The organism is Arthrobacter sp. NtRootA1 (assembly GCF_019976975.1).
Lineage (GTDB): Bacteria > Actinomycetota > Actinomycetes > Actinomycetales > Micrococcaceae > Arthrobacter > Arthrobacter aromaticivorans.
The window spans coordinates 3,824,372-3,843,114 of sequence record NZ_AP024630.1; the positions used below are offsets into that span (position 1 = coordinate 3,824,372).

General features: G+C 61.4%; 20 protein-coding genes. 9 read left to right on the plus strand and 11 right to left on the minus strand.

Annotated features, from left to right (window positions below; all coding sequences use genetic code 11):
- Positions 1-76: 76 nt before the first annotated feature.
- The 3 genes from LDN90_RS17345 to LDN90_RS17355 all read right to left on the minus strand — a co-directional run bounded on the left by LDN90_RS17345 (position 77) and on the right by LDN90_RS17355 (position 2,547).
- A complete protein-coding gene (locus tag LDN90_RS17345; protein WP_223949324.1) occupies positions 77-1,267 on the minus strand; it encodes a hypothetical protein in 1,191 nt (396 codons plus the stop codon).
- Positions 1,268-1,347: 80 nt separating this feature from the next.
- The gene (locus LDN90_RS17350; protein ID WP_223946473.1) at positions 1,348-1,689 is read right to left on the minus strand and encodes a DivIVA domain-containing protein; all 342 of its coding nucleotides are present in this window, start codon (positions 1,687-1,689) and stop codon (positions 1,348-1,350) included.
- Positions 1,690-1,707: 18 nt separating this feature from the next.
- Complete coding sequence (locus LDN90_RS17355; RefSeq protein ID WP_223946474.1) at positions 1,708-2,547, minus strand: TIGR00730 family Rossman fold protein; 840 nt, start codon at positions 2,545-2,547, stop codon at positions 1,708-1,710.
- A 163-nt stretch (positions 2,548-2,710) separates the two neighbouring features.
- On the opposite strand from LDN90_RS17355, the gene LDN90_RS17360 reads away from it, so the two are divergent.
- The 4 genes from LDN90_RS17360 to LDN90_RS17375 all read left to right on the plus strand — a co-directional run bounded on the left by LDN90_RS17360 (position 2,711) and on the right by LDN90_RS17375 (position 6,031).
- Entirely contained in the window at positions 2,711-3,466 is a 756-nt protein-coding gene (locus LDN90_RS17360) for an amino acid ABC transporter ATP-binding protein (protein ID WP_216924118.1), read from the plus strand.
- Positions 3,467-3,542: 76 nt separating this feature from the next.
- The gene (locus tag LDN90_RS17365) at positions 3,543-4,424 is read left to right on the plus strand and encodes a glutamate ABC transporter substrate-binding protein (protein WP_223946475.1); all 882 of its coding nucleotides are present in this window, start codon (positions 3,543-3,545) and stop codon (positions 4,422-4,424) included.
- Positions 4,425-4,520: 96 nt separating this feature from the next.
- On the plus strand, positions 4,521-5,171 hold the full coding sequence (locus LDN90_RS17370; RefSeq protein WP_223933760.1) for an amino acid ABC transporter permease: 651 nt from the start codon (positions 4,521-4,523) through the stop codon (positions 5,169-5,171).
- On the plus strand, positions 5,168-6,031 hold the full coding sequence (locus LDN90_RS17375; protein ID WP_223946476.1) for an amino acid ABC transporter permease: 864 nt from the start codon (positions 5,168-5,170) through the stop codon (positions 6,029-6,031). Before LDN90_RS17370 ends, LDN90_RS17375 begins: the two co-directional genes overlap by 4 nt.
- 95 nt (positions 6,032-6,126) lie before the next feature.
- Here LDN90_RS17375 and dapE read toward each other — a convergent pair whose 3' ends face one another.
- Positions 6,127-7,251: a succinyl-diaminopimelate desuccinylase gene (gene dapE, locus LDN90_RS17380; RefSeq protein ID WP_223946477.1), complete on the minus strand. Its 1,125-nt coding sequence runs from the start codon at positions 7,249-7,251 to the stop codon at positions 6,127-6,129.
- Between the two features lie 106 nt (positions 7,252-7,357).
- Here dapE and dapD point away from each other — a divergent pair, with 106 nt between their 5' ends.
- Together dapD and LDN90_RS17390 are read left to right on the plus strand one after the other, a co-directional pair.
- Positions 7,358-8,371 (plus strand): 2,3,4,5-tetrahydropyridine-2,6-dicarboxylate N-succinyltransferase, encoded by a 1,014-nt coding sequence (dapD, locus tag LDN90_RS17385; protein ID WP_216924127.1) that lies wholly within the window; start codon positions 7,358-7,360, stop codon positions 8,369-8,371.
- 13 nt (positions 8,372-8,384) lie between these two features.
- Positions 8,385-9,227 (plus strand): hypothetical protein, encoded by an 843-nt coding sequence (locus LDN90_RS17390; protein ID WP_223946478.1) that lies wholly within the window; start codon positions 8,385-8,387, stop codon positions 9,225-9,227.
- 1 nt (position 9,228) lies between these two features.
- Here the strand turns inward: LDN90_RS17390 and LDN90_RS17395 are convergent, their stop codons facing one another.
- Positions 9,229-9,840, minus strand: coding sequence for a hypothetical protein (locus LDN90_RS17395; protein ID WP_216924129.1), 612 nt, complete (start codon positions 9,838-9,840; stop codon positions 9,229-9,231).
- Positions 9,841-9,967: 127 nt separating this feature from the next.
- Complete coding sequence (locus LDN90_RS17400; protein ID WP_223946479.1) at positions 9,968-10,594, minus strand: TetR family transcriptional regulator C-terminal domain-containing protein; 627 nt, start codon at positions 10,592-10,594, stop codon at positions 9,968-9,970.
- Between the two features lie 80 nt (positions 10,595-10,674).
- Between LDN90_RS17400 and galE the strand changes: the two genes are divergently transcribed.
- Entirely contained in the window at positions 10,675-11,691 is a 1,017-nt protein-coding gene (galE, locus tag LDN90_RS17405) for a UDP-glucose 4-epimerase GalE (RefSeq protein WP_216924132.1), read from the plus strand.
- Between the two features lie 150 nt (positions 11,692-11,841).
- Here the strand turns inward: galE and LDN90_RS17410 are convergent, their stop codons facing one another.
- The 3 genes from LDN90_RS17410 to fdxA form a co-directional block, all read right to left on the minus strand.
- A complete protein-coding gene (locus tag LDN90_RS17410) occupies positions 11,842-13,125 on the minus strand; it encodes a citrate synthase (RefSeq protein WP_216925192.1) in 1,284 nt (427 codons plus the stop codon).
- Positions 13,126-13,357: 232 nt separating this feature from the next.
- Entirely contained in the window at positions 13,358-14,506 is a 1,149-nt protein-coding gene (gene dapC, locus LDN90_RS17415; protein WP_223946480.1) for a succinyldiaminopimelate transaminase, read from the minus strand.
- A gap of 14 nt (positions 14,507-14,520) precedes the next feature.
- On the minus strand, positions 14,521-14,847 hold the full coding sequence (gene fdxA / locus LDN90_RS17420; protein ID WP_018776555.1) for a ferredoxin: 327 nt from the start codon (positions 14,845-14,847) through the stop codon (positions 14,521-14,523).
- Positions 14,848-14,982: 135 nt separating this feature from the next.
- On the opposite strand from fdxA, the gene LDN90_RS17425 reads away from it, so the two are divergent.
- Positions 14,983-15,219: a hypothetical protein gene (locus tag LDN90_RS17425; RefSeq protein ID WP_223946481.1), complete on the plus strand. Its 237-nt coding sequence runs from the start codon at positions 14,983-14,985 to the stop codon at positions 15,217-15,219.
- A 21-nt stretch (positions 15,220-15,240) separates the two neighbouring features.
- On the opposite strand, the gene LDN90_RS17430 is transcribed toward LDN90_RS17425, so the two are convergent.
- Together LDN90_RS17430 and typA are read right to left on the minus strand one after the other, a co-directional pair.
- The gene (locus LDN90_RS17430; protein WP_223946482.1) at positions 15,241-15,630 is read right to left on the minus strand and encodes a hypothetical protein; all 390 of its coding nucleotides are present in this window, start codon (positions 15,628-15,630) and stop codon (positions 15,241-15,243) included.
- Between the two features lie 33 nt (positions 15,631-15,663).
- A complete protein-coding gene (gene typA / locus LDN90_RS17435; protein ID WP_216925189.1) occupies positions 15,664-17,580 on the minus strand; it encodes a translational GTPase TypA in 1,917 nt (638 codons plus the stop codon).
- Positions 17,581-17,861: 281 nt separating this feature from the next.
- Between typA and LDN90_RS17440 the strand changes: the two genes are divergently transcribed.
- Entirely contained in the window at positions 17,862-18,713 is an 852-nt protein-coding gene (locus tag LDN90_RS17440; protein ID WP_223946483.1) for an SGNH/GDSL hydrolase family protein, read from the plus strand.
- Positions 18,714-18,743: the final 30 nt, after the last annotated feature.

Consider the following 18,743-nt stretch of genomic DNA (forward strand, 5'->3'; position numbering starts at 1 on the left):
TACCCGTCCGTAGCGAATCAATGGACTAATTACCCTGACACGGAACAAAGACACTTCCCGACGGCGGACAGTCGGGTTATGGCGGATAGTCACCGCCTCCGGGCAATGGCGCCCACCCCCAAAGCCACACCACCCAGACAATCTGGAGGAGGACAAACATGACGACGACGGTTCCCCTGTACGCCTTGGACTTGGACAGCATTGCTGCACCGAGGGCCAGCGGGAAAAGAGGAAGCAGCATCCGGAAAGTACTGGTTTGGGGATGCAGGAACACCAGCAAATAGCCCATGTAGCATGCGCACCAAAGGCGCATTTCCGTTCCCAGTCCCCGTACAGGCTTTGAGACCATCAGCAGCACGAACAAGCCGACGAACACGAAGGGGGCCAGCACGCCAAGAACGGGCCCGAACAGCATGATTCCGGTATCGAACCACGGTTTGAAGGGCACCAGGTCATGTCCGCGCCAGGCAGTCTCCGTACGCGTGTAGGCGCTGGGATCCCCCGTGACCGCCCACGCTATGGCGGGCCATGCAAGGGCTCCGAGTCCGGTGGCCAGCACCAAGCCCCCCAGGGACACGAGTTCTGGCGCGGACGAAGACCCGGCCTGTGGCTCGTCGTCCGCGATTGCCGGCCTGAAACGCTGCCAGAGCCGCCAAACCAGGAGGAGGCCCAGCATCGCAGCGAAGGGGACTCCCGTGGGTCTGGACAAACACATCAACAGCACTATGGGTATGGCTGCCGCGTAGCGTCGCCGGACCACGAGGAGCAATGAGCCGGACAACAGCAGGAGGTTCAGGGATTCTGCGTAGGGCACCTGGAGAATTGGCGACACCGGGAACGTGGACACGAAGACGACGCCCCACATTGCGGTACGCCGGCTGGCCGCTTCCCTGAACAGTTTGAAGATCACCAAGGCAGCACCGAGGCCGGCAACCATGGCTATGGCGGTGAGGGACTGAAGAGTCCCGACTCCTGTGACGACGCTGATCCCCCGTCCCAGGAACGGGAACAAGGCATAGAACGCCCAGGCGTTCTCCTTAACTACCCCGTTGGCATCCACCGGGAGCACGGAGGGGTAGCCGTTGTCCGCAGCCTGCGCATACCAGCGCCCGTCCCAGATGGTGATGAAGTTCCAGTAGTCCGGCGTGGGCGGGAACCATGGATTCACTCCTTGATGAACGGCGGCCGCCATAAAGATGCAGGCACTGACCACCCGGGCCACCACAAACACCAAGGAAACCTGCAGCCACCAGGGCCAATCTGCCATCCTGGCCGCCGCGGCGGAGATACTCCGCGAAAGGCGCGCAGTGGGTCCTTCCCCGCCAAAACGGGTTGGTGCAGGTGTGCTCACGGTGTGGTCCGCTTGGCGTCGCCATCCTCAAGCTTTGATTGGACCAGCACGCTGAGTCTCTCGATCTCACGGTCCTTGGCTACCAACTGGTCCCGAAGCTCATCAAGGACCTGGTCCACCTGATCCATGCGGTAACCGCGCAGGCCCAGTGCAAAGCGCACGGCGTCGATGTCTGTGGCTGCAGCCTTCTCCGGGAGCAGCACCGGAGGCAGGTTGGGCAGGGGGTCATCCAGGCCCGCTCCCACGGAGCCGCCACGGATGATGCGGGCGCCAAAATACAATGCAGCACCGACGAGGACAATCGCGACAAACACCAGGAAAAAGCTCACAGCCACCATCGTGCCAGAAACAGCCGCCTACTCCGGGCGCTGGTTTCCATTGGTCGTGGCTGGAAGCGGAGCACCGTGCAACACACGGTGGACAGCATCGGCAGGGTCATCCACCAGCTGGATCAGGTCCAGGTCCTTTTCGGACACCATCCCTTCAGCAACCAAAGTGTCCCGGATCCACTCAATCATTGGACCCCAGAAGTGAACACCCAACAGCACGATCGGGAACGATGTCACCTTGCGTGTCTGTACCAGGACCATTGCCTCGAACAGCTCATCCAAGGTTCCAAGTCCGCCGGGCAAGACGACGAAGCCCTGGGCGTATTTCACGAACATGGTCTTGCGGGCGAAGAAGTACCGGAAGTTGATCCCCAGGTCCACCCATTGGTTCAGGCCCTGCTCGAACGGCAACTCAATGCCCAGCCCGACAGATACGCCATTGCCCTCAACAGCACCCTTGTTGGCGGCTTCCATGGAGCCCGGACCGCCGCCGGTGATCACTGCGACCCCGGCTTGGGCGAGCTTGCGCCCCACATCCACTGCCATCTCGTAGTACTCGGTTCCAGGTTTGGTGCGGGCTGAACCGAAAACACTGACGGCCGGACCAATATCGGCCAACGCCCCAAAGCCCTCAACGAATTCGCTCTGAATCCTCAGGACGCGCCAAGGATCGGTGTGGATGAACTGCCCGGCACCGCTCGTGTCCAGCAAATGCTGATCGGACATTCCCGTGTCCGCCTGTTTACGTCGCAGCTCCAAAGGACCCTTGTGCTTGGCCGGTGGAATCTCCGAAGGCAGGGGCACATGGACGCCCGCGACGTGGCCATTCGCGTCGGGGCTGGGAATCGGGTGCTGGCTAATGCTCATTGCCCAAGGCTAGCGCGGATGAATGCAAGCGAAGACGCTACGACGCGGTTCTTGCATTGCAGTCTGGTATATCGCTGGAGGGCAGGTTTCTGTTCAGTCACGATCTGGAGGAACTTGCCGTGACCGTGGTCATAATTGTGTCTTTGTTCGCTAGATTCGTCCTATGACTACTCAAGTGTCCGGCGATGCGCTCGTCTCCCTGAACAGCGTCAACAAACACTACGGTCAGTTGCACGTCCTCAAAGACATCAACCTCCAGGTTCGGAAGGGTGAAGTCGTCGTGGTCATCGGGCCGTCCGGCTCCGGTAAGTCCACGTTGTGCCGTGCCATCAACCGTTTGGAAACGATCGACGACGGCGACATCGCGATCGACGGGAAGAAGCTCCCGGAAGAAGGCAAAGAGCTCGCCCACCTGCGTGCAGACGTCGGAATGGTGTTCCAGTCCTTCAACCTGTTCGCCCACAAGACGATCCTTGAGAACGTCACGCTGGGACCGATCAAGGTGAAGGGCGTTGCCAAAGGCACGGCGGAAAGGGAGGCCATGGCCCTCCTGGAACGTGTCGGCGTCGGGCACCAGGCTCCCAAGCTCCCCGCGCAGCTCTCCGGTGGCCAGCAACAGCGTGTGGCTATTGCCCGCGCACTTGCCATGAAGCCCAAGGTGATGTTGTTCGACGAGCCAACCTCGGCCCTGGACCCCGAAATGATCAACGAGGTCCTGGACGTCATGATCCAGTTGGCAAAAGAAGGCATGACCATGATCGTGGTTACCCACGAGATGGGCTTTGCCCGCAAGGCAGCCGACCGCGTCGTGTTCATGGCCGATGGCCAGATCGTGGAAGATTCAACACCCGAGGAATTCTTCACCAATCCGCAGAGCAACCGCGCCAAAGACTTCCTGTCCAAGCTTCTGACCCACTAGCTCCCTGCTGACCCGCATCCAGGCCCGCACGGACCGCACCCAGGCCGTACGCCGGCCAACCAATGAAAGGAATGTCATGAAGAAGGCTTTTATTACCCGGAGGAAATCTCTCCTGGTTGCCGCTTCTGCTGCACTGGCCCTCTCGCTGAGCGCTTGTGGTGGAGGCGGTGGCACCACTACTCCGCCCGTTGCCTCAGCGAGCTTCGAGGCCGGTACCACAATGGCGAAGTTGAACCAGGCCAAGAAGATCACCATTGGTACCAAGTTTGACCAGCCGCTGTTCGGCCAGAAGGGCTTGGACGGCAAGCCCGTCGGCTTCGACGTAGAAATCGGCAAGGCAATCGCAGCCAAGCTCGGTATTGACGCAGACAAGATCGAATGGGTGGAAACAGTTTCCGCCAACCGTGAACCGTTCATCGAGCAGGGCCGTGTTGACATCGTCATCGCCACCTACACCATCAATGACGCCCGCAAGGAAAAGGTCTCCTTCGCTGGGCCGTACTACGAAGCCGGTCAGGCTCTGCTGGTGAACAAGGACGATAACTCCATCACCAAGCCCGAGGACGTCAAGGGCAAGAAGGTCTGCTCCGTTACGGGTTCCACCCCGGCTAAGACCATCGTCGAAAAGTACGGTGCCGAACTGGTCCCGGCCGCAAACTACACCGCTTGCCTGGAGCCGTTGCGCAACAAGCAGGTTGTCGCCGTCACCACGGACAACGTGATCCTCGCCGGTTATGTTGACAAGGAACCGGACGCTTTCAAGCTCGCTTCGGACGAAACCTTCACCAAAGAGCCCTACGGCATCGGCCTGAAGAAGGACGACACGGTGTTCCGCAACTGGATCAATGACCAGTTGGAGGAATTCGCCAAGGACGGCACCTACAAGAAGGCTTGGGAAGCAACAGCAGGAAAGGTCATCAAGACCGCTCCTGAGCTGCCCAAGATCGACCGTTACTAGTCGGAAGCCGGTGGCTGCCGCCCTCCCCTCGTGGGAAGGGTGGCAGCCACCGACCTTGAGGACTCCCTACCTTTCCGCAGCAGCCGAAGGAAGCCCATGGACGCCATCTTCGAAAGCCTCCCCCAATATTGGGACGGATTTCTCCGAACCCTGTTTCTAGCCGTCGTATCCGGCGTGATCGCACTGGCAGCGGGTACTCTCCTCGCCGCAATGCGTGTCTCGCCCGTGGCAGCCTTGCGGGGCTTCAGCACGTTTTATGTTGAAGTCGCCAGAAACACCCCACTCACAATTATTTTCTTTTTCTCAGCAATCGTGCTTCCCCGGCTTGGTGTCAAGTTCGAACAATTTGAAGTCGCCGCCATCATCGCGCTGAGCAGCTATACCGCAGCATTTGTTGCTGAAGCCGTCCGATCCGGCGTCAACAGCGTCCCGGTTGGACAAGCCGAGGCAGCCCGCAGCATCGGCATGACGTTCACGCAGGTTTTGGGCCTGGTGGTCCTGCCACAGGCTGTTCGCACCGTTGTACCCCCGTTGATCAACATCATGATCGCCTTGGTCAAGAACTCCTCCGTCGCGGGTGCCTTCTTTGTCCTGGAACTCTTCGGCTATGGCCTGCAGTTGTCAAACAGCCATGGTGACGCAGTCATGTGGATCTTGATTGGTGTGGCATTCTTCTACCTTCTGATCACAGTGCCCCTGGGCTTGCTGGCCCACTTCGTCGAGAAAAAGGTGGCGATTGCCCGATGACTTCGGTTCTCTATGACGTACCAGGCCCCAAGGCCCGCCGCGTTTCCCTCATTGGTTCGATTGTCGGGTCCATCATCATCGCCGGTGGCGTGGTGGGAGCCATTGTCATCCTGTCTTCGCAGGGCATATTCAACGCCTCCCGTTGGGAAGTCTTTGTTAATGAGTCTGCAAAGGACGTGTGGACGCAGCTCGGCTACGGCGTCCTTGCCACCCTGCAGGCAGCCGGCGTTGCAGCCCTCATTGCCTTCCCCCTCGGAGTGGCCCTGTGCTTGCTCCGCATTTCCCTGATCTCCTGGATTCGCGTTCCCACACAGGTGGTGCTTGAGTTCCTCCGCGGCATGCCAGTGGTGCTTATGATCCTCTTCGTGCTCCTGGTATTTGCCACCAGCCCGTTCGTTGCTGTTGTCAGCGGCCTTGTCCTGTACAACGCAGCGATCTTCGCCGAGATCCTTCGTGCGGGCATTCAGTCCCTTCCCAGGGGACAACGCGAAGCCGGTCTGGCCATTGGCCTGCGCAGCTTCCAGTCCAGGATGAGCATCGAATTTCCCCAGGCAATCCGCCGCATGCTCCCGTCACTCGTTGCACAGTTGGTGGTCCTCCTTAAGGACACCTCGCTTGGCTACATCGTGGCGTACGAGGAACTGCTGCGTAAGGTGAAGCTGATCTCAGACCTGGAACCCAGCCTGTTGTTCTCCGCCTTCTTCGTTGGCGCCGCGATCTACATCCTGATCAACTTGTCAGTTTCCCGACTTGCCATCTGGATCGAAAAGCGAGGCTCCAAGAAGGCCGCAGGCGGCATGGCTTCGGCCATCAAGACCGTTGACCTTGAGGTAAACGTCCCTGGACCTGAAAAGAAGTAGTCCCGGGAACATTCCTTAGTCATAAAGAGAAGGTCCGCAGCCGTTCATTCGGCTGCGGACCTTCTCTTTATGCGCTTTTAGAGTGCCTTTGAACCTCAGCGAACCAGCCACGTCCGGAGTGCACGAAGGCATTCCCGGACGGCATCGGCGTCGACGTGTTCATTATCCTTGTGCGCCAGCAACGGATCGCCGGGTCCAAAGTTCACAGCCGGGATGCCTAGCTCACTGAAACGCGCGACGTCGGTCCAACCGTATTTCGGCTTTGGTTCCGCGCCGACTGCGGCCACGAAAGAGGCAGCTGCCGGGTGGTTCAGTCCGGGCCGGGCGCCGGCAGCAGCGTCCGTTCGGACGACGTCGAATCCTTCCAGGAGCTCCCGCACGTGGGCCTCAGCCTGGTCCGGCGTCTTGTCTGGAGCGAAGCGGTAGTTGATCTCTACCACGCAGCGGTCCGGGATGACGTTGCCGGCCGTGCCGCCATTGATCCTGACCGCGTTGAGGCTCTCCCGGTAGTCGAGGCCGTCCACGTTGATGGTCCGCGGCTCGTAGGCTGCGAGGCGGGCGAGGATGGGTGCCGCAGCGTGGATGGCGTTGCTGCCCATCCACGCGCGGGCTGAGTGGGCCGCTTCACCGATGGTGGTCGCCTCGAACCGGCTGGTTCCATTGCATCCCCCTTCAACTGTGCCGTGTGTGGGCTCAAGAAGAATGGCGAAGTCCCCCAGGAGCAGGTCACCATGATTGCGGACCAGCCTGCCCAGGCCGCTCTTGACGGCCTCTACTTCCTCGTGGTCGTAGAAGACAAAGGTGACATCCTTGTCCGGTTCCTTGCCGTCGTCGAACAAGGTCGCCGCGAGTGCGAGCTGCACGGCAACGCCGCCCTTCATGTCGGTAGTCCCCCGGCCATAAAGCACGCCTTCCCCGGGAATGCCCGACTCCCACGTCGCCGGAACGGTGCCCAGCGAGCCTTCCACCGTGGGCAGCGGCACAGTGTCCAGGTGTCCAGCGAGGATGACGCGCTCGGCGCGGCCAAGCTCGGTGCGGGCAATGATGGCGTCGCCGTCACGGACGACTGTGTATTCGGGGATGGCGCGCAGGGCGGCCTCGACCAGATCGGCGAGCTGGGTCTCGTTGCCGGAGACACTGTTGATATCGATCAGCGCGGCTGTCAGCAAGGCGACGTCCTGGCGCAGGTCCAGTAGGGCAGGGGCAGGGTTAAGGGTCACCACTCCACCTTAACGCTCCGGGCGGCTGTGATTCGGGCAACAAATGCGACCTACCCGGGGTGAGACGGGTTTCAGCCGTGCCACGGGCGCTCGATACACTTGGGCCATGACTGAAACTGCTTCCTCTGCTGCGCCCGCAAACCACCGATCAGCCTACGGATTCGGCCTCGCCACCATCGCAACCTCGCCTTCCGGGGAAGCAACCGTACTGGATGTCTGGTACCCGGCGCCTGCCTTGGGTGTAGCCGCTGAAACCCTTCGTGACGTCGAGAATGCCGATCCCGCACTCACTGCACTGGCCGACGACGGCAAGGACGCCGATCGCGGTACAGAGCAGAAAGTGGTCTTCGCACAGATCGACCTCGACGCCGCCCCGGCGGACACCGCTGATGCTTACTTGCGCCTTCACCTTCTCTCGCACCGCTTGGTCAAGCCCAACAGCATCAATCTGGATGGCGTCTTCGGCAAGCTCCCCAACGTCGTATGGACCAACTTCGGCCCAGCCGCCGTCGAAGGTTTTGAAATGACGCGTGCGCGCCTGCGTAAGCGCGGCAACGTCGTGGTTTACGGCGTGGATAAGTTCCCGCGCATGGTTGACTACGTGGTTCCCACAGGTGTGCGGATCGCCGACGCCGACCGCGTCCGCTTGGGTGCGCACCTGGCCGAGGGCACCACGGTGATGCATGAAGGCTTCGTGAACTTCAACGCCGGAACCCTGGGCACGTCCATGGTGGAAGGCCGCATCTCCGCTGGAGTGGTGGCCGGTGACGGCACGGACGTCGGCGGCGGTGCCTCCATCATGGGTACGCTCTCCGGCGGAGGCAAGGAAAAGATTGCCTTGGGCGAGCGTGTACTGCTTGGTGCAAACTCCGGCGTCGGTATCAGCATCGGCGACGATTCCGTGGTGGAAGCCGGCCTCTACGTCACCGCCGGCACGCGCGTCCGTGTGCCTGGTCCCAAGGACGAGAACGGCGAAGATACCAGCAAGATCATCAAGGCCGTGGAGCTTTCAGGTGTTCCCAACCTCCTGTTCCGCCGCAACTCCACAACCGGTGGCGTGGAAGTCCTGCCCCGCAAGGGCCAGACCGTGGAGTTGAACGAGGCACTCCACGCCAACTAGCACAAGACAAGCAATGCGCCGGTTCCGCCGCGCCATCGTTGCGGTGCTCGCGCTGGCCCTTGTGGCCGGTGCTATCTACGCGATAGTTGCCATACTGCAGCGCTCCGAGACCCTGGTCTCGGAGCGCTGCCTCGCCGTCATAGGTTCAGAAAGCTACGAGTTGGCTACCGACCAAGCGGCCAACGCCTCGCTCATCACGGCTATCTCTGTTCAGCGCGGACTTCCACCAAGGGCTGCAAGCATCGCCCTCGCCACCGCGATGCAGGAGTCCAAGCTGCGGAACATCAATTACGGCGACGATGCAGGACCTGATTCCCGGGGGTTGTTCCAACAGAGGCCATCGCAAGGCTGGGGAACCGAGGCACAGGTCATGGACCCTGTCTATGCGACGAACGCCTTCTATAACGGCCTCATCAAAATTCCCGGTTACGAGACCATGGAGATTACCCAGGCAGCCCAGCAGGTCCAGCGCTCCGCGTTCCCCCGGGCATACGCCCAGCACGAGAACATGGGTCGCGCTTTCGCTTCTGCCCTCACCGGTCATTCCGAATCCGCGCTGACCTGTGAACTCCGGATGCCTGAAGCGGCCGGTGACCCTGCCGCCGTCGTGGAGGAACTGACGGCGGCGTACGGCCCCCAGCCCGCCACAGTCCAGGGCCGCTCGGTGCAACTGGATATCACCGGTACGCAAGCCTGGGCAGTTGCCCATTGGGCTGTGGCCAACGCCAAGTCTCTGTCCATCACGCAAGTGGATGTTGGCGGTCAGACGTGGAACAGGGAAAAACGCGACGGGTGGATTGCTTCGACGGCGCCGTCTGAATCAGTGACCATCACCGTCTCGGCACCGACCACCTGAGCTAGGCGAGTATCTCCACCACAGGCTGGACATAACTGCGGAAGACGTCGGGCTCGGACAGCAGCTTGTGGCTCATGATCATGGTGCTGGGCTCCAAGTACCAGGCGCGGGGTTCGTTGAGCGGCAACTCGATGATGGTGAGATCAAAGTCCCGCGAACTACGCCCGACTTCCAGAAGCCTGTCCTCCACCATCTCGTTCAGGACTCCCGTAACGCCGTTGGCTTCGCGCTCTGCCTCGATCTTCGCGTATTCATCGATCCTGTCCGTTGCCCATCCCAAAGCTGAGCCAAAGTGTGCCTGCAGGACACGCTGGAGGGCAGGGGAATTCCCGAAGGCCTTGAAGCTGGGCGGCGCGAGCTCAAGTGCCGGGTCGGGATAGGTCTTCACGAGCTTCTCCCACCAGGCCTCCCACTCGGTTTTCAGGGCGTGGATCCCGCCCACATCCGAGGTGAGGTGACTGTGATCGGCATGGCGGACCTTGGGAGCAGCGTGCGACAGTAACGGTTTTCCGGCACCGTCGAGTCCAGCTACATCGCGCAAGTACAGGGCGATGAGCATCGGCCCGGACGTGTCCATGGTGATGCGCCATCCCGGGCCGCCTGACTCATGCATCCGAATTCCTCCCTTGGCAGGTTCCCGACATGTCCCAGTCTATTCCCGTTGGCTTGCTACGGTAACGGTGCGGGAGACACTGCTTGCCGGGCGGCATGTGGACGTCCCGTGGCGAGGCCGGGACAGCCTATGGCGTAGCCGGCACCGAAGCGAAAGCTGCGAGATGGGCCGTGAGGACGTCGCTGCACATCTCGGCCGTCATCCATTCGGGCTGGAGCAGGGCATGCATGCAAAGGCCGTCCATGGTGGCCAGGAGCCGTTCAGCCTCTGTGACAAGGCTTTGCCGGGCTTCGGCTTCGCCGGGGCTCAACAGGATGATGAGGCGTCCCACAATGGCAGCGACTGCGCGGTGACTGCGTTCGGCCTCGGCAGCCAGCACTGGTTTGATTCGCGCAGCGTGGCGGAAGGCCATCCAAACGCAGGCGTCCACAGCGAGCTCTTCATCCAAGGGAAGGAACTGACCCAAGAGGTTCAACACCGCGGCGTGCTGCCCGGCGCTGCCCGGAGTTTCGCCTTCAACGGCAAGCAAAGCCGACTCCAGCCGGCCGCTGATACGGTCGATGACGGAGGCAAAGGAGAACACGAGAAGCTCGTCGCTGCTGGCAAAATAGTGCCGCACGGAGCCTACGGCCAGTCCGGCTTCATCTGCTACTTCACGAAGGGATGCCCGCTCCAAACCGTCGCTTGCGATGATCCTGAAGACAGCTTGGACAACTTCCTGGCGCCGGGCTTCGGCATCAACAATTTTGGGCACCAGTAGTTTTTAGCACGAACGTGCTTCAACCACGCTCAACACTGAGCGGCGTGGCTCGGATTTCCGATAGCGTAGACACCATGAAAATTCTTGTCACGGGTGGCACCGGCTACATCGGTTCGCACACCGTTCTGTCCCTTCAGGAAGCCGGCCATGACGTCGTCGTGCTCGATAACCTCGTGAACTCCAGCGAAGAGTCACTGCGCAGGGTTTCCGAGCTCACTGGCAAGACCGCAGCCTTCCACAAGGTGGACCTGGTGGACGAGCCCGCCGTCGAGGCCGTGTTCGACCAGCACCAGATCGACGCCGTGATCCATTTCGCAGGACTCAAGGCCGTGGGCGAATCCGTTCAGGAGCCATTGGCGTACTACTACAACAACATCGTGGGCACGCTGAACCTGCTCCGGGCCATGGACAAGCACAATGTCCGTTCCATCGTGTTCAGTTCCTCCGCAACCGTATATGGCGAGCACAATCCCATCCCGTACATCGAGAAGATGGAAATCGGCGCCAACAACCCGTACGGCCGCACCAAGGAACAGATCGAAGACATCCTCTCAGACCTGGGGAATGCGGACGACCGCTGGCATATCGCACTGCTGCGCTACTTCAACCCCGTGGGCGCCCACCCGTCCGGCCGCATCGGTGAGGACCCGCAAGGCATCCCCAACAATCTCGTCCCGTTCATCGCCCAGGTTGCCGTGGGACGCCGCGAGAAGCTCATGGTTTTCGGTGGCGACTATGACACCCCGGATGGCACAGCCCAGCGCGACTACATCCACGTAGTGGACCTCGCTGAAGGTCACGTAGCCGCACTGAACTTCATCGCTGACCGCGCGGGAGTCCGCCGCTGGAACCTGGGGTCCGGCAGGGGATCCTCCGTGTTGGAGGTACTGAGGTCCTTCGAAAAGGCCGTCGGACACGAGCTGCCCTACGAAATCACGGGCCGCCGCGCTGGCGACCTCCCCGCCTTCTGGGCCGATGCTTCGTCCGCCCTCGCAGACCTCGGATGGTCCACCACGAAGACCGTGGACCAGATGTGCGAGGATCACTGGCGCTGGCAGAAGAACAATCCGTACGGATACAACGCTTCCTAATAACAACGCGGGGTCACTTAGGGCCCATATCGGCCTGCTTTATGGGCCGCAAGTGACCCCGCGTTGCTTATTACGGACTGAACCGACGACGGCGGCCGCCCACCTCGCGCGAGGTGGGCGGCCGCCGTCGTGATTGACGCTGTTGCCGTATCAGTTGGCCGGGTAGTTGCGCTCCGGCTCCCCTGTGTAGAGCTGCCGCGGGCGGCCGATCTTGGTCTGGGGATCGTTGATCATTTCGCGCCACTGGGCAATCCAGCCCGGGAGGCGGCCGATGGCGAAGAGGACGGTGAACATCTTCTCCGGGAAACCCATCGCCTTGTAGATCAGGCCGGTGTAAAAGTCCACGTTCGGGTACAACTTGCGCTGGATGAAGTAGTCATCAGCCAGGGCCTTCTCTTCAAGGCGCATGGCGATGTCCAGCAGTTCGTCGTTGCCGCCGAGCTTGCCCAGGACCTCGTGGGCCGTTGCCTTGATGATCTTGGCACGGGGATCGTAGTTCTTGTAAACACGGTGACCGAAGCCCATGAGGCGGACGCCGTCTTCCTTGTTCTTGACCTTCTCCATGTAGTCCTCGGGCTTGATGCCCTCGGCCTGGATCTGGCGCAGCATCTTCAGCACGGCCTCATTGGCGCCGCCGTGGGCGGGTCCGAAGAGCGCGTTGATGCCGGCGGATACCGAAGCGAAGAGGTTTGCGTTGGAGGAACCCACCAAACGGACGGTGGAGGTGGAACAGTTCTGCTCGTGGTCAGCGTGCAGGATGAGCAGCAGGTCCAGCGCCTTAACCACAATGGGGTCCAGCTCGTACTGCTCGGCCGGGAGGCCGAAGCTCAGGCGCAGGAAGTTCTCCACCAGGTTCATGGAGTTGTCCGGGTACAGCATGGGCTGGCCAATGGACTTCTTGTGTGCGTAGGCCGCAATAACAGGCAGCTTGGCCATGAGGCGGATGGTGGAAACTTCAACGTGCTCGGCGTTGAAGGGATCCAGCGAGTCCTGGTAGAACGTGGACAACGCCGAAACGGCCGAGGACAGCACCGGCATGGGGTGCGCGTCGCGCGGGAACCCACCGAAGAAGCCCTTGAGCTCCTCATGCAGAAGCGTGTGGCGGCGGATCTTCTGATCGAACTCTTCCAGCTCCGTGGGAGTGGGAAGGTTGCCGTAGATCAGCAGGTAGGAAACTTCGAGGAAGCTCGAGTGCTGCGCGAGCTGCTCGATGGGGTACCCGCGGTACCGCAGGATGCCTGCGTCGCCGTCGATGTAAGTGATGGCCGAGGTGGTGGCCGCTGTGTTCATGAAGCCGGGGTCATAGGCGACGGCGCCCGTCTGCTTCAGCAGCTTGGAAACGTCATAACCTTCGTTTCCTTCTACAACCTGGATGCGCGGCAGTTCAAGTTCGCCGCCGGCATGGCGCAGTGTCGCGCTAGTGGTCTCAGTCATGGAGTCCCCTTCATGAGGCCTCTGGGCCTCTATAGAACGCTTGTCCAACCAACTTCTGGTGACGTCGTCTTCCGCCCCACTGTTGCAGGGCTCCAACGACCGCAGTGCTTTCTTATTGAAGGCCACCATTGATAGTCAGTTAAAAAGCTACCGCCAGTAACCCTCCGGAACTAATCCGTTCCGTCCGGTTACTGGCGGAATGACGCGACTTGTGGCACAAGTCACAGCATTGTTATGAGCTTGCGCTTAACCTCTCCACGGCTGCGTCAATGCGTTCATCACTGCCGGTGAGTGCCACCCGGATGAAGCCGTTGCCGGCATCACCGTAAAAGACACCGGGACCTACGACGATCCCCCGCTCAGCAAAACGGGCCACAGTGTCCCACGTAGCTTCACCGGCCGTGGACCATAGATAGAGGCCGGCATTGGAGTCGTGGATCTGCAACCCGAACTTCTCAAGAGCCGGAACGATCCTCTCGCGGCGGCCGCGGTACAGATCCTTCTGGGCAAGTACGTGGCCAGAATCGCCCAAAGCGACACGCATCGCCTCCTGCACCGGGTAGGGCACGATCATTCCTGCATGCTTGCGGCTGTTAACAAGGTTGGCCATAATCGCGGAGTCTCCGGCCACGAAAGCAGCCCGATAGCCGGCCAGGTTGGACTGTTTGCTCAGCGAATATACGCACAGCAGGCCATCCGTGGAACCACCGGAAACCCTTGGGTCCAGGACGCTCGGGACAGCTTCTCCCCCACGCTGGGCATCCCATTCCCCCCAGCCGAGCTCGGCGTAGCATTCGTCGGAAGCCACTACGGCGCCGATTTCGCGCGCCTGGCTCACGATTTCCCGGAGCGATTCAACGCTCCGGACACTGCCCGTGGGATTGCCCGGCGAATTGATCCAAACCAAGCGAACCCTTGCACGCGTTGCGGCATCCAGTTCGTCCAGGCTGTCCGCCGCTACGGCCGTAGCTCCTGCCAGCATCGCGCCGATATCGTACGTGGGGTAAGCCACCGTAGGCCTGACCACGACGTCCCCCGTGCCAAGGCCAAGCAAGAAGGGCAACCAGGCGACGAGCTCCTTGGAGCCCACGGTAGGCATAACGTCCCTTGGATCCAGATTGGGGACCCCGCGGCGGGTGGCGAACCATTCCACGACCGCGTGCCTCAACGCCTCGGTGCCGTGCACAGTCGGGTAGCCATGGGCATCCGACGCCGCAGCAAGGGCGTCGCGGATCAGCTGTGGTGTGGGGTCCACAGGCGTTCCGATGGACAGGTTGACCACGCCCCCGGGGTGCTTGGAGGCGGCTGCAACATACGGCGCCATGGCCTCCCACGGGTAGTCGGGCAGGTTAAGGCCAAAGGCCGGTGCCGCGGAAATCAAGGAAGCAACCGCCCTTAGTGGTCTTGGTTTTGCGGGGGCAGGGCTGCAATGAACGGGTGGTCCTTGCCGGTGTTCCCGATCTTCGCAGCGCCACCCGGGGAACCGAGGTCGTCAAAGAATTCGACGTTGGCCTTGTAGTAGTCAGCCCACTCTTCCGGGGTGTCATCCTCGTAGTAGATGGCCTCAACAGGGCATACGGGTTCGCAGGCACCACAGTCGACGCATTCATCAGGGTGGATGTAGAGGGAACGCTCACCTTCGTAAATGCAGTCAACAGGGCATTCTTCGATACATGCCTTGTCCTTGACATCTACACACGGCTGCGCGATTACGTACGTCACGTCCCAGACCTCTCCACGGTTTGTCCCGGCCATTGCCGGGGTAATACGGCCGGCAGCATGCCGGACATTCAACTTCTGAGCCTATTATCCAACAGTGCTATGACGCCAACCTAGCCCGCGTCTTAGTATGAAACGGTGACTCCCCCGCATTTGCCACCTCGACAATTTCTGCTCACAGCCCAGCCGGGCATTCGGGTGGTGGTCCGCTACAGGATTCAGGACGGCCTGACGGATGCGTTGGGGTACCTGGTGACCACCACCGAGAACAGCTGCACCGTACGGACGCGGACCTCCGACGTCGAAATTCCCTTGGCGTTGGTCATCGCCGCGAAGGAAGTTCCCCCACCGCCGCCCCGGCGCGGGCGGCCTTAGCGGCTGCGTACTGGACGCTACCTACCCAGCAGCTGTCCGCCATCGCTTCCGCAGGCGACTGGCAACCAGAAGCATGATCAATGTGACCACAGCTATGCCAAACACCCAGACGTTGCCCACGGCGTCGCCCAGCAACAGCTGTTTGTCGGGTCCTCCGGAGGACAATGCACCGACTGTGGCGTAAGCAACCACCCCAGCTGCCGCCGTCGGGATCACTGAACCTGACCAGGCGGCCAGCCACAACTGGACCGAGGCAAGCATCAGCAGCGCGGCGCAGACACCCCAGGCGAGGTCGACGCCGGATATCACCATGGTCTGCCGGTGCAATGCCGTTCCTGCCACAGCAACAAAAAGAGCCGCCAGCACGGCCGCGGCTATGCCACGGGCCGTACTGGCGACTCCCTTGTTCATTCTGCTGTTCCAGCCGGGTTCAACCGGGCCGGACTAGGCCTTAGCGCGGGCGCGGTTGGCCTTGGCACGCTCGTTGGAATCGAGGATGACCTTGCGGATACGGATGTCCTCCGGCGTCACCTCAACGCACTCGTCTTCACGTGCGAATTCGAGCGACTCTTCAAGGGTGAGCTCACGCGGCGGGGTCAGGTTCTCGAAGGAATCCGAGGAAGCCGCACGCATGTTGGTGAGCTTCTTTTCCTTGGTGATGTTCACGTCCATGTCATCGGCGCGGGAGTTCTCGCCAACGATCATGCCTTCGTACACCTCGGAGGTGGGCTTCACGAAGAAGGAACCGCGCTCCTGAAGGTTAATCATGGCGAACGGCGTCACAACACCGGCGCGGTCCGCGATCATCGAACCGTTGGTACGGTATTCGATCGGGCCGGCCCACGGCTCGTAGCCTTCGGAAATGGAAGCCGCGATGCCGGCACCACGGGTGTCCGTGAGGAACCGGGTACGGAAGCCGATGAGGCCACGGGCGGGAACGATGAATTCCATGCGGCACCAGCCGGTGCCGTGGTTGGCCATGTTGGTCATGCGGCCCTTGCGGGCAGCCATGAGCTGCGTTACGGCACCCAGGTACTCTTCCGGCACGTCGATGGTCATGTGTTCCATCGGCTCGTGCAGCTTGCCGTCGATGGTCTTGGTGACTACCTGCGGCTTGCCAACGGTGAGCTCGAAACCTTCGCGACGCATCTGCTCAACGAGGATTGCAAGCGCGAGCTCACCACGGCCCTGTACTTCCCAAGCGTCGGGACGCTCGGTGGGCAGAACCTTGATGGAGACGTTACCGATCAGTTCCTTGTCCAGGCGGTCCTTCACCTGGCGGGCGGTGACCTTGGCGCCCTTGACCTTGCCGGCCAGCGGAGAGGTGTTGATACCGATGGTCATGGAGATCGCCGGGTCATCAACGGTGATCAACGGCAGCGGCTGCGGGTTCTCGGCGTCCGTGAGGGTTTCACCAATGGTGATGTCCTCGATACCGGCGACTGCCACGATTTCACCGGGACCGGCTTCTTCGGCAGGAACGCGGGTCAGTGCCTTGGTGGCCAGCAGTTCGGTGATCTTGACGTTCTTGAGTTCGCCGTTGGCACGGGCCCAGGCTACGGTCTGGCCCTTGCGGAGGGTGCCGTTGTAAATGCGGAGCAAGGCGAGGCGGCCAAGGAACGGCGAAGCGTCCAGGTTGGTCACGTGTGCCTGGAGCACGCCATCCGGGTTGTAGGTGGGGGCCGGGATGTGCTCGATGATGGTCTTGAACAGGGGCTCAAGGTCCTCGTTCTCCGGGGCGGAGCCGTTGTCCGGCTGGTCCAGAGAGGCGCGGCCAACCTTGGCAGCAGCATAGACGACCGGAACTTCCAGGACCTTGTCCAGGTCCAGGTCCGGAACTTCATCGGCAAGGTCCGAAGCCAGGCCCAGCAGCAGGTCCATGGACTCGTGGACAACCTCATCGATGCGGGCATCGGGACGGTCCGTCTTGTTGACCAGGAGGATCACCGGAAGGTGCGCAGCAAGGGCCTTGCGGAGCACGAAGCGGGTCTGGGGCAGCGGACCCTCGGAAGAGTCGACCAACAGGACGACGCCGTCGACCATGGAAAGACCGCGCTCAACCTCGCCACCGAAGTCGGCGTGGCCGGGGGTGTCGATGACGTTGATGGTGATGGTTTCGCCATTGGACGACGGGCCGTTGTAGGCAACCGTGGTGTTCTTGGCGAGGATCGTGATCCCCTTTTCGCGCTCCAGGTCACCGGAGTCCATGACGCGGTCCTCAACCTCACCGTGGGAAGCGAAGGAGTTGGTCTGCTTGAGCATGGCGTCGACCAGGGTGGTCTTGCCGTGGTCAACGTGTGCGACGATCGCGACGTTGCGCAGATCGCTCCGCGACGCAGTGTTGGTGATGGTTTCAGACATGCGTTGATGACTCGTTTCAGTGGTGAAGTCAGTTGTTTGTATCCGCGCGCATACCTGATCACCTGATCGGAACACACAACGAAAAGACCCCGGGACACAGGGCACCTAAAGCAAGTCTAAACGCAGTTGCATTTATCAGCCTAAAAAGCAAGCCATTTAACCTCCATCTGTGGCGCCCATCACAGCACATCACGCTTTAGTAACCGGCAGTCAAGATGCTGGATTTTCTGTTTCCTTTGCCCCATGATTGCTGCAGAACCAGTGCCATACGGAGACCAACGATGCGCAAAGCCTCGGCCGCGTTCCGCCTGCTCGCACCCTTGATCGCCGTTGGCGTTCTTGTGGTCGGCTGCGGACCAAACCAAGCCACCCCACCACCCACCACCCCGCGCTCAGCTGCGCCCGTTCCTGCCGAGACGTCCGCCGCGGACAAACCCCGAACGATAGCGCCCAGCCCTAGTCCCCTGGACCTGCCGGTGGGCTCGCTCTACAGGAATCCGGCGAACAACCGCGACGAAGTGGTCCTGGCCGACGTGCGCCACACGGCCGTATTGATTGGCGATTCCCAGGCCATGCCCAAGGACTCGTGGCCGCAAAGGGGAATCTCCGCACTTGGATACAAATTGCACGTCGTGGGAATGGGCGGAACGGGATTCGTGGCCTCCAACGGCAAGACGGGCAACTACATCGACGCGCTCCAGCGTGGGGATTGGTTGCTGCCATACGGGGATCCGCCCCTGATCGTGGTGCAAGGCGGCGGCAACGACGCCACGCAGAAGGCAACTGATGCCCAGATCAGCAGCAACGCCGACAGGCTCCTTGCTGCACTCAAGAAGCGCTATCCCGGCGCCCGGCTGGCAATGATCGGGACCCTGGCCCGCGGAGCCGACAACGGGGGCGGCCGCCGTTCCGAGGTGGATGCTCTCCTCGGCCGGATCGCCGCCAAGCAAGCGATCCCGTTTGTCAGCGCGGGCGACTGGTTGACCCGCTACGATGCCGTTGCCGACCTGCAGGACGGCGTCCATATGAAACCATCCGGCCACGCGAAGCTGGGCACCGTTCTGGCGCGCGAGCTGGGCGCTCTTGGTTTAGCAGCCCGCCCGGACACGGACACGTCCGTTTCATCCGAATAAAGGCTGTTGTGGGGCCCGCTTGGCGCCCTT

What these genes read in the sequence shown, in the direction of transcription:
- LDN90_RS17345 (WP_223949324.1), bottom strand. Translation starts at nt 1,267, where the DNA reads ATGGCAGATTGGCCCTGGTGGCTGCAGGTTTCCTTGGTGTTTGTGGTG.
- LDN90_RS17350 (WP_223946473.1), bottom strand. Translation starts at nt 1,689, where the DNA reads ATGGTGGCTGTGAGCTTTTTCCTGGTGTTTGTCGCGATTGTCCTCGTC.
- LDN90_RS17355 (WP_223946474.1), bottom strand. Translation starts at nt 2,547, where the DNA reads ATGAGCATTAGCCAGCACCCGATTCCCAGCCCCGACGCGAATGGCCAC.
- LDN90_RS17360 (WP_216924118.1), top strand. Translation starts at nt 2,711, where the DNA reads ATGACTACTCAAGTGTCCGGCGATGCGCTCGTCTCCCTGAACAGCGTC.
- LDN90_RS17365 (WP_223946475.1), top strand. Translation starts at nt 3,543, where the DNA reads ATGAAGAAGGCTTTTATTACCCGGAGGAAATCTCTCCTGGTTGCCGCT.
- LDN90_RS17370 (WP_223933760.1), top strand. Translation starts at nt 4,521, where the DNA reads ATGGACGCCATCTTCGAAAGCCTCCCCCAATATTGGGACGGATTTCTC.
- LDN90_RS17375 (WP_223946476.1), top strand. Translation starts at nt 5,168, where the DNA reads ATGACTTCGGTTCTCTATGACGTACCAGGCCCCAAGGCCCGCCGCGTT.
- dapD (WP_216924127.1), top strand. Translation starts at nt 7,358, where the DNA reads ATGACTGAAACTGCTTCCTCTGCTGCGCCCGCAAACCACCGATCAGCC.
- LDN90_RS17390 (WP_223946478.1), top strand. Translation starts at nt 8,385, where the DNA reads ATGCGCCGGTTCCGCCGCGCCATCGTTGCGGTGCTCGCGCTGGCCCTT.
- LDN90_RS17395 (WP_216924129.1), bottom strand. Translation starts at nt 9,840, where the DNA reads ATGCATGAGTCAGGCGGCCCGGGATGGCGCATCACCATGGACACGTCC.
- galE (WP_216924132.1), top strand. Translation starts at nt 10,675, where the DNA reads ATGAAAATTCTTGTCACGGGTGGCACCGGCTACATCGGTTCGCACACC.
- LDN90_RS17410 (WP_216925192.1), bottom strand. Translation starts at nt 13,125, where the DNA reads ATGACTGAGACCACTAGCGCGACACTGCGCCATGCCGGCGGCGAACTT.
- LDN90_RS17430 (WP_223946482.1), bottom strand. Translation starts at nt 15,630, where the DNA reads ATGAACAAGGGAGTCGCCAGTACGGCCCGTGGCATAGCCGCGGCCGTG.
- typA (WP_216925189.1), bottom strand. Translation starts at nt 17,580, where the DNA reads ATGTCTGAAACCATCACCAACACTGCGTCGCGGAGCGATCTGCGCAAC.
- LDN90_RS17440 (WP_223946483.1), top strand. Translation starts at nt 17,862, where the DNA reads ATGCGCAAAGCCTCGGCCGCGTTCCGCCTGCTCGCACCCTTGATCGCC.